The sequence below is a fragment of the Pseudoneobacillus rhizolycopersici genome (assembly GCF_054786815.1).
This window is the reverse complement of the sequence record NZ_JBTOOE010000107.1, coordinates 1-270: the sequence shown is the minus strand read 5'-3', so window position 1 is coordinate 270 and position 270 is coordinate 1. Positions and strand designations below refer to the sequence as shown.

The following is a 270-nucleotide window of genomic DNA, read 5'->3' as shown; positions in this document are numbered from 1 at the left end:
CAGCCCGCCGAACAGGGTCGAGCGCATCACTCCCATCTGGCTGGCAATCGGGTTCTTTAGTTGCAGCGGGTTGTCGTTGCCGGCAATGTCGCGCTCCCACGCCGCGTCGACAAAGCTGTAATTGATCACTTCCTGGTAATCGCGCGCGGTCAGCAGCGCCCGCAACGTTTCCCGCCCCCGCGCCGCCTCGGACTGGGCCAGCATGTTCAGGCTGCCTCTGGGCGGCAGCGCCGGGATGTTGTCGTAGCCGTAGAGCCGCGCCATTTACTC

1 pseudogene is annotated in these 270 nt (G+C 64.8%); it reads right to left on the bottom strand.

Going from position 1 to position 270, the window contains the following annotated elements:
* Positions 1-264, bottom strand: a pseudogene (locus ACX9YW_RS23035) (hypothetical protein); the annotation flags it as partial.
* Positions 265-270: the final 6 nt, after the last annotated feature.